Below are 8,336 nucleotides of genomic sequence, written 5' to 3' on the forward strand. Positions count from 1 at the left end.
GCGAGATCGATTGTTAATTAAAGATCTGCCATTACTTTTGTGGCAGATCGTGAACCAACCAGGCTTTAAAAGAAAAAACTCTTAAGGACCTGGGTATGTTAAATTTAATTAAAAATTACAGAAAAGAGCCTTAGAAATACAAAAAATTCTAAAAAATTGAATAAAAACGCTAAAAATCCTAAATTCTAGCGGTCGTTATTCATTCTCCAGGTGATACATCTCTGCAGATACTTGACGTAGTCAGGATTCTTGCACATTTCCTTGCCCTTAACATCGGAAATCTTGGCCACATCCATGCCGTTGCAGGCAGTTGTCTTCATAACAATGTTTAAAGGCTCAACCTTGGTATCATTGGACAGATAGGTGCCGATACCGAAGGCTACCTTGGACTTATCCTTGAAACGGTGATACAGGGCATCAGCTCTCTCAAAATCAAGATTGTCACTAAAGAGCAGAGTCTTGTTTTTAGCATCAATTCCCAGTTTGTTATAGTGGGCAAGCATCTTTTCTCCCCACTCGAAAGGATCACCTGAATCATGGCGAACACCGGAGAACAGGGTGGCGTAGGTAAGCTGGAAGTCTCTTAAGAAACAGTCGGTGGTAATGGTATCGGTAAGACTGATACCGTTTAAAACTCCATACTCCTTTACCCATGCCTCTAAGGCAAACCAGTTGGAGTAGGCAGGATTATGCTTGTGGTTACCCTGACCTACGCACATGATCCACTCATGAGCCATGGTACCGATAGGAGCTACCTTATATTTCTTGGCAAGATATACATTGGAGGTTCCTGCAAAAGAGCTGTTTTTGAGATCTGCTGCCTTGAATCTTTCTACAACCATGGCCTGTGCCTCTGCAGAAAGACGACGTCTCAAACCGAACTCACTGAAGCTTGAAATCTCATATTTTCCCGAGGTAAGCCAGCCAATCTTTTCATCAAGTCTGTCAGAGAAACTCTTCAGAAGATCAGCATAATCATACTGGTATCTGAAATAAACCTCGTTGATGATTGCCAGGGTAGGGATTTCATACATACTGGTGTTAAGCCAGGTACCCTTGGTTTCAAGAGTGAGCCCGCTGTCTCCATCAGTAGTGATGGTGAAATCCTCAAAGCGAGGTGACCACAGTCTTAAAAAGTCTACGTATGAGCCTTTAATCCAGCGGATCCTGTGGAGGTACTCAAGCTCTTCCTCGGTGAATCTTAAAGAGCAGTACAGCTTGATCTGAGCCTTGATTTCCTCAACCATCTCAGGGGTGAAGAATACCTCTTTGTTGCGGCATTTGAAGGTCCAGGTGGTTTTGTAGTCACTGAACTGGTGGTAGATAGCCTGACCCATGGAGAACTTGTACATGTCGTTCTCAAGCAGGCTTGAAATAATCTTGGGTAGTTTATTTTCTGGCATAATATTTTTATTGTTTATATTTATTGTGAATTCAATTTTCCCATCTTAACGCAAAAACGGCATTGGAGTGCTATTTTTCTGGATAATTTGTCCTAAATACGTGACCGGTCACAAATGTGAGGATTATCTCAGAATCATACTTTGTATAATAAAAAAACACCCTCATAAAAATTTCTGAATGTTTATAAATCAAATAGATATTCACCATTCTGGAAAAAAATAGAGCCTTATTTTCCGACCCTGAAATTACAGCCTTATGATCTCTGCCTCGCTGGAGGAAAAATGACACAGAGTAATTTGGCAAAATCAGATCCTAAAAACATCTACCTTATGGTGATGAGTTTCAATATCTGCTGGTTTATTGTGAATTTCTTTTTCACTGACCTGTTTTTTATGTTTTTAAACGGCATTTTTTTGTGTTTTACCACTATAGCCTGTATTGTATTTTTAGGTTTTGAGGAGTTTTATTTTGCATCCAGAAATATTTCATCATTTTTTGAAATTTCTGTTAAAAAACTGCATAAAAAGCTAAATAATGAAAGATTTTCGTTTAAAAACCGTAAATTTTCCTCAGATCCTGTTTATCTTGGAGTTGGCTATGAGTTCAAACCGAAGCACAGCCGTGAACTCCATTCTCTTTTAGATCTCGGTCTGTCCGGCTCAAACGGTCCCAATCAGGGAAGCTTTCAGATTCATAACCTTGGAAAGTCAAAGGATATCTTTACTCATGTAAAAGATCTTGAAGGTCATACCCTGATTTTCGGAACTCCCGGCTCAGGCAAGACCAGATTCTTTGATCTGCTGATTTCTCAGGCTATCTACAGAAATGATGTGGTTGTAGTTATTGATCCTAAAGGCGATACTGATCTTCTTGAAAAAGCCCGCAGAGCAGCTCAAAGTCTCGGCAGGCGTTTTGAGGTCCTGGATACCTATACTCTTGAAAACAATACCTCGGCCTTCAATCTTTTAGGCTCTTCCTTTAAGCCCACAGAGATTGCCGACCGTCTGACCTCGCTTTTAGATTCAAAATCAGATTTCTCCAACTATGCCTCGGAGGCTATCTGTGCGGCTGTAATTTCTCTGAACTATATGAGAAAACCGGTCACCATCTCCTCCATTAAAAACGCCATGACCCTTAAGGCTTATTTTCAGGCTTTTCTGACAAGACTAATCAGCTATGCCTTTGAGAATAACTCAAAGGAGGCATTAGATAAGCTTATTGCCTTCTTCCTTAAAAGTAGAATTCCCTTTTCTGATTTTCCAAAGCTTGAAAAATATATGGCAGTTACAGGTAATCCAGCCGGAACTTCAGATTCAGATGGCGCTGAGAGTAGCGAGAACTCAGATGAAGAGGGGGCTTGCGATGAGGTGAGTTCAGGTAAAACTTTAAAAAAAGTGAAAAAGAGTACTACCAGAAAGGCCTCCTCTGCCTCATCCTCCGATCCGTATTCCGGTACCTTAAAGACCAAGGCTCGTTCTCTCTATCAGATTTATGAGTTCATCCGTTCTCAGAACCGTAACAGCTCTCCTGCCGAGGAAGAGTTCGAGCATCTTTATTCCATGTGCTGCAAGGATGAGACCTATTTTATAAAGGTGTCCTCCTCGGTTAATCCGATTATGAGCTCATTATCCATGTCCTCGCTTAGTGATTACTTTTCAAAGGAGAGCGGAGCCATCAGCATCCGTGATATCTACATGTCAGATGCAGTGTTCTACGTCTCCCTAAATGCCCTCAAAAACTCTCTTCTGTGTGCCTATGTGGGTAAGCTAATCCTCTCCGATCTCTGCTCCTTCTGCGGTGATATCTACGCGAGAAACCACTCAGGTCCAAATATCAGTATTTTTGTGGATGAGGCTGCCGAAGTCTGTAACGAATATCTGGTGCAGCTTTTGAACAAGGGGCGTGGTGCCAGAGCGGCTGTTACTCTGGCAACCCAGACACTCAGTGACTTTAAAAAGAAGTTCGGCTCAGAGTACGCCGCGACTCAGTTTATCGGTAACTGCAACAACATGATTGCCCTGAGGATCAAGGATGCCGATACCGCTAAAGCCTTTACCTCAACACTGCCAAAAACTTCAGTTTACCGCAGCTCAAAGGCGGTAGCCTCCCGCTATGACGTTTACACCAGAGGTATCAGTGAGTCCTGCAATTACGGAGTATCAGCAGGGGAGGCGCCAATCTTTCCAGACTCCGCACTGATGATGCTTCCTAACTTTGAGTATGTGGCAAAGCTCAATGACGGACGTTTCATTAAGGGCGTCATCCCAGTGGTAACGGCTGAATAGGAGGTTCTGTGCTTTTTTATATTATTGAAAAGACATTCCTTTTCGTCTTGGCCATGGTGCTGCTCTCTTTGCTGATGATCGGTGCAGATTTCAGAAGCGAACCTTCGGCAACCTTTATCTATCCGGAGATGGATACTCTATACAACTGTTTTTCCGAGGTGTTTGTATCAAGGCTTAAGACTGTTCATACACTGGTTTCACCCTTTGATTTTTTAAGAAACACCGTGCTATATGACATGCTGAGTTTAAGTCTGATGCGCTTTATATTTCTGGTTTACGGACATCCCCACATCCTCCTGCAGGTTCTGTTTTTAGGTGTAAATTTTGGTTATGCCCTGCTAAGTATGTTACGCCGTTCTATGTTTTCTTTAAAAAGCGCTGTATCTGTTCTTTTGTTTTCTCTCAGGCTCCTTAAATACCTGACTGTTTTTCTGTTCTTTCAGTGTTTTTGTGATCTGATTTATCTGACAGCCTGTGTGCTCCTTTTATGGTTATTTGTTCTGGGCATCAGATTTGCCGTGATTTTCTTTGTAGGCTAGATTCGTGCCTTAGTGAGGCTTATATGTTTGAATTTATTAAAAATCTGTTTAAAACTTCAGAACCGAATGTTCTTATTTCAAGGCAGGTCATTTCTCTTGAGGACAATAAATTTGACGACGGTTCAGTATTCTTCTCATCTGAGGGAGACTGTGTGAGACGGGTTAAATCCACAGATGAGCTCATGGAGAAGTATGGCTTTCTGATTGAGCTTATAAAAAACCGGGCCTTAAGCTCCGACAGTTTTATTGATTATGATCTGGAGATCCTGCCGGTAATAAGACGCTTTATCAGCATAGTAAATGTTGCTCCCTCCGATCATACTCTTAGCAATGTCTTTTCCTCAGAGCTTATACGTCAGGCTCTGCTGGGAATACTCAGATTCTCGGATATCTACAATAAATCCTCTCTGGCGGTTTCAACCGGCAGTCAGAATTTCTTTGAGAGTTTCTATCTGATGCTGACTCTCTGCCTGTACCGTTTCTACAACCGTTTCAGGATTACAACTCCAGGCGGAAATTATGAGTTTCGTCTTTTCAGACATGATTCCCTGGAGGAGTTCATAAGAATTCACAGGGCTACCCATCTGAGGTTCTATCAAAGAAAAGCCTTTGATCCTGAGATTACCTTTGACAACTGCTTTATGCATCTGGCAGCAAAGTGTATCAGGACTCATGAGTGTCTGAAACGATCTCCTGAATATCTTAAGATCAGGAGTCTGACCACTACTCTGAGTTTTTCAAGGGATGAGCTGCGCTTTAACTCCCCTGACAGGAAGCCTGAGATAGATAATCTCTTTTTAATGGAGAACAGTCTTAAGAAAATGCTGCTTAAGGCAGATGAAATCAGTTCCTATCTGTGTGCCCACGAGGGCGGTTTTGTGCTGGATCTGGGGCTCTATTTAAGACGTTTTTTATCCAGTGGCATCATCAGCGACAAGACTCAGGGGACCTTTGTGCTGAAAAATGGCTTTGTTATCGAGGAAGGCTCAACTGCCCACTATCTTATTTACAAGGCCGTGGAGCGTTATTATACAGATTTGAACTTTTTTGCTGATTTTAACGAAAATCCGCAGAATTTTGACCTGAAAAATGAATTTTCAGCACAAAATGATGAAAATTTCAGTCAAATTACTCAGGATGATCGAAAAAAGAATTTCTATGAGCTAATTCTGAACAGTGAATATCTGTTTTCTAATCTCTATAAAAAGAAATCCCGCTGGCTCTCCCTGCTTAAGGGGCGTAAAACCTATCTGGTAAAGGGCTTTGAGATTTATTTTGAAAATAATGTCAAAAAACTTACCTCCGAGCCCTACATGGTGGTGGAGCTTCGCAGTATGGCCGATCCTGGTCCGCTATTAAAGACTCTGCGCTGTACTACACTGCGCTCCTATGATCCGACCTATATTGAGTTTAAACCGATGAAAGGCCCTCTGCATTTCTGTTTTTTAGGCGAGCCTCTGGATACTCTTGTAGAGTTTGACAGAATCCGTTTTTCGGTAAAACCTGATGAGAAAGCTCCTATGGTCAGAAGAGCCTCGGATGAGGAAATAGACGAGTATCTTCTGGACAGAGATTCGACAATGGCTGATAGCGCAGAGGAGGAGTCCGTTTCTGTAAAAACAGAAAATAACTCAAAGCGTGTGAAAACTTCATCAGCTGATAATGGTAGAGCTGCTGATGAGGTTCGTTCCTCCGGTACAAGGATAGTTTCAGTAAGAACCTCTTCATCCTCAGGTCGCAGCGTGACCTCAAGGAGTAAAAAGACAAATGCTGACAGTGCTGAAGAGTCAGCCTCCAATGAGGTCATCTCCGATAAGACTGCCTCATATACACCTGAAACAGAGCCCTCCTCCAGCTCCATGTCTACAGAAGAGCTCTGTGAGCTTGAGAAGGCTTTAATCTCAAATTTCAATAACGAGCATAAGCTTGAGACTGAGGCACAAAAAGTCTCGGATGATAAAGCATCTGCTGTTAAAAGCCGTCGCCGATCTGCCTAGGAACACATAGATGTTTTCATCCTTTATAAGCCGACTTCTTTCCTTTAGAGAGGAGTCTGCTCCTGCTTTTAACTCTAAACTGCGCTTAGGGGAAGAGCAGAGCTTTGACTCAGATCTGTGGAGACTCTCTGGTCAGAACTTTGCTTCTGCTCCAAAAGGCTTTGTCTCTGGCAGGAGACGTACAGCTTTCAGAAGACTGTTCTCTTATGGAGATAAGTCCTATGAGGATAACCGCTTTGAGGATTATAAGCTGCTGCTTAAGGATGGCAGTGAACTTTTTGAGACTCTGCCTGTAAAAAAGCTTTTAGAGCACAATCAGGATCTTATTGTTTCCATCCGTGAGCGCATAAGACTTGATGACAGGCTTTATTTTAGGTACGTGAAGCCGGCCATTCTGACTCTTGCAAAAACCGTATTTAATGCACCTGCCTCCCATGTGCTACATGATTCTGACTGTGGTGGTTTATTCAGGCATTCACTTTTAACGGCGCTTCTTTGCCTGGATTCTGCCCGCAGATTTGAGTGTTTTGAGAAGATTCTCTGTGAGGATTACGAAAGACTCGAGGTCTTTTTTCTGATCTTAGCTCTTATGCATGATGTGGGGAAGATAATCTCAGATTATGAAATCACTACTCCAGGGAACAGATATGTCTTTGCAACTGATGCAGTTTTAGAAAATACTCTTGAGGACTTTGCCAGAAAGCATCGAGCGTTATATCTTCGGTACCACTTCAAGGCAGCCCGCTCCAAGGTTCATGATCAGATTTTCTCAACTCTTATGCTGCAGTACCTTAATGCAAATCCAAAGCTTACAGGCTTTTTATCCTGTGTCAGACGCCCTGATGGTTCTGAGATAAATCTGTATCGGGAACTTATTGATTTTAATCATAAATCAGAGTTTTATGAAGTTCTGAAAGCTGCCGATTCCAGAGCCTGCTGTGCCAGTATCAGCCGTTTCTCATCCCTGTATGGCGCAGGAGAGTATCTTTTATCCCTGTTTTTAAACGAGAGGATTGATCCTGCCTTAGATGGTTTTTACAGATTAAAAAACGGCTATCTGGTGGAGCATGGTTCTGAGGCCTACAGGGCTTTAGCGGTTGCCGTTGATCTTTATGGGGAGATAGGTCAGAAGGCTTCAAGTTCACTGTCCTTTTATGAGGATCACGACCTATCCGAGACCCCCGTTGTTTTAAGAGATCACCGTCAGCGCAGCTATGAAGTCAGTCCTGCCTTCAGGAAAAAGCTTTTAGGCTGTGATTATGAAACCTATGCCGGTATCAGTTCGGATGTACTTATCTTCAAGCGGGAGTCTTTCTTTAAAAAAATGGCCTCTACCGGTTTTCTGGTTAAAAAAGGCTATATCTCCTGCTTTAACTGGAATGAAGTTAATCTCAACGGAGAAAAACGCTATGTTTACGGTTTCTGTATCAATACCGGAAGCAACAGCGGAGATAACTGCTATTCCCTGGTGGATCTGGAATTTGACCGGCTTATAAAACAGCTAAAAAAATCCATTCGTGTGGATAATATGGAGAATATAACCTCCTTTTGTTTCAATAAGGGAATGAATCTTAACAAGGTGCTGCCGCATCTGAATGATCCTGATTATCTGGACAGAGCCATTGACAAGACATCATTAAAGTTCAACCTCTATACCGGCATCAGAGCCTCTGAACGTATCCGTCAGAAAAAGTAGAAAATCACAAAAAGAGTTTCCTTTTGTTATCTGATAGAAGATGAAAAGCTGACTATAGGCTGTTAACTTCTAGGATTATATTAGGATAGATGATCTGTAGAATAAAAGTTTTTACCAAACACTTTATCTATTTGACTGAATAACTATCTTTAGGAAGCTCTTGCGGTAGGGGAGAGCTCTGATAATCGTAGTTAATGGCTCTTTAAGATTAGGATTTTTTCAGAAGAGCTATTAACCACAGTAAAGAATGATCCTTAAAATAAAGATCCTTGTTTTTATCCAAAAAATAATAAAATACTCTTCTGTTTTGAACTGTATGCGTGATCTTGTGGTCAGATCTAGTGTATTGGTAATCAAATTATTTCCCCATCAGGGGACGAAAACCTTAAAGTAATTCTGTCCCTGAATACGCTGA

General features: G+C 41.8%; 5 protein-coding genes. 4 read left to right on the forward strand and 1 reads right to left on the reverse strand.

What is annotated here, in order from left to right; all coding sequences use genetic code 11:
* Positions 1-185: 185 nt before the first annotated feature.
* The gene (gene pncB / locus QZU45_RS09845; protein WP_295354799.1) at positions 186-1,403 is read right to left on the reverse strand and encodes a nicotinate phosphoribosyltransferase; all 1,218 of its coding nucleotides are present in this window, start codon (positions 1,401-1,403) and stop codon (positions 186-188) included.
* A 282-nt stretch (positions 1,404-1,685) separates the two neighbouring features.
* Between pncB and QZU45_RS09850 the strand changes: the two genes are divergently transcribed.
* Genes QZU45_RS09850 through QZU45_RS09865 form a run of 4 tightly spaced genes read left to right on the forward strand, consistent with a single transcriptional unit; the run spans position 1,686 to position 7,921 of the window.
* The gene (locus tag QZU45_RS09850) at positions 1,686-3,689 is read left to right on the forward strand and encodes a type IV secretion system DNA-binding domain-containing protein (protein ID WP_295354803.1); all 2,004 of its coding nucleotides are present in this window, start codon (positions 1,686-1,688) and stop codon (positions 3,687-3,689) included.
* A gap of 8 nt (positions 3,690-3,697) precedes the next feature.
* Positions 3,698-4,228, forward strand: coding sequence for a hypothetical protein (locus QZU45_RS09855; protein WP_295354806.1), 531 nt, complete (start codon positions 3,698-3,700; stop codon positions 4,226-4,228).
* A gap of 23 nt (positions 4,229-4,251) precedes the next feature.
* Entirely contained in the window at positions 4,252-6,225 is a 1,974-nt protein-coding gene (locus QZU45_RS09860) for a hypothetical protein (RefSeq protein ID WP_295354809.1), read from the forward strand.
* A gap of 10 nt (positions 6,226-6,235) precedes the next feature.
* The gene (locus tag QZU45_RS09865; RefSeq protein WP_295354814.1) at positions 6,236-7,921 is read left to right on the forward strand and encodes a TraI domain-containing protein; all 1,686 of its coding nucleotides are present in this window, start codon (positions 6,236-6,238) and stop codon (positions 7,919-7,921) included.
* The last annotated feature ends 415 nt before the right edge of the window (positions 7,922-8,336 follow it).

Source organism: uncultured Succinivibrio sp., from assembly GCF_902756765.1.
GTDB lineage: Bacteria > Pseudomonadota > Gammaproteobacteria > Enterobacterales > Succinivibrionaceae > Succinivibrio.

What these genes read in the sequence shown, in the direction of transcription:
- pncB (WP_295354799.1), bottom strand. Translation starts at nt 1,403, where the DNA reads ATGCCAGAAAATAAACTACCCAAGATTATTTCAAGCCTGCTTGAGAAC.
- QZU45_RS09850 (WP_295354803.1), top strand. Translation starts at nt 1,686, where the DNA reads ATGACACAGAGTAATTTGGCAAAATCAGATCCTAAAAACATCTACCTT.
- QZU45_RS09860 (WP_295354809.1), top strand. Translation starts at nt 4,252, where the DNA reads ATGTTTGAATTTATTAAAAATCTGTTTAAAACTTCAGAACCGAATGTT.
- QZU45_RS09865 (WP_295354814.1), top strand. Translation starts at nt 6,236, where the DNA reads ATGTTTTCATCCTTTATAAGCCGACTTCTTTCCTTTAGAGAGGAGTCT.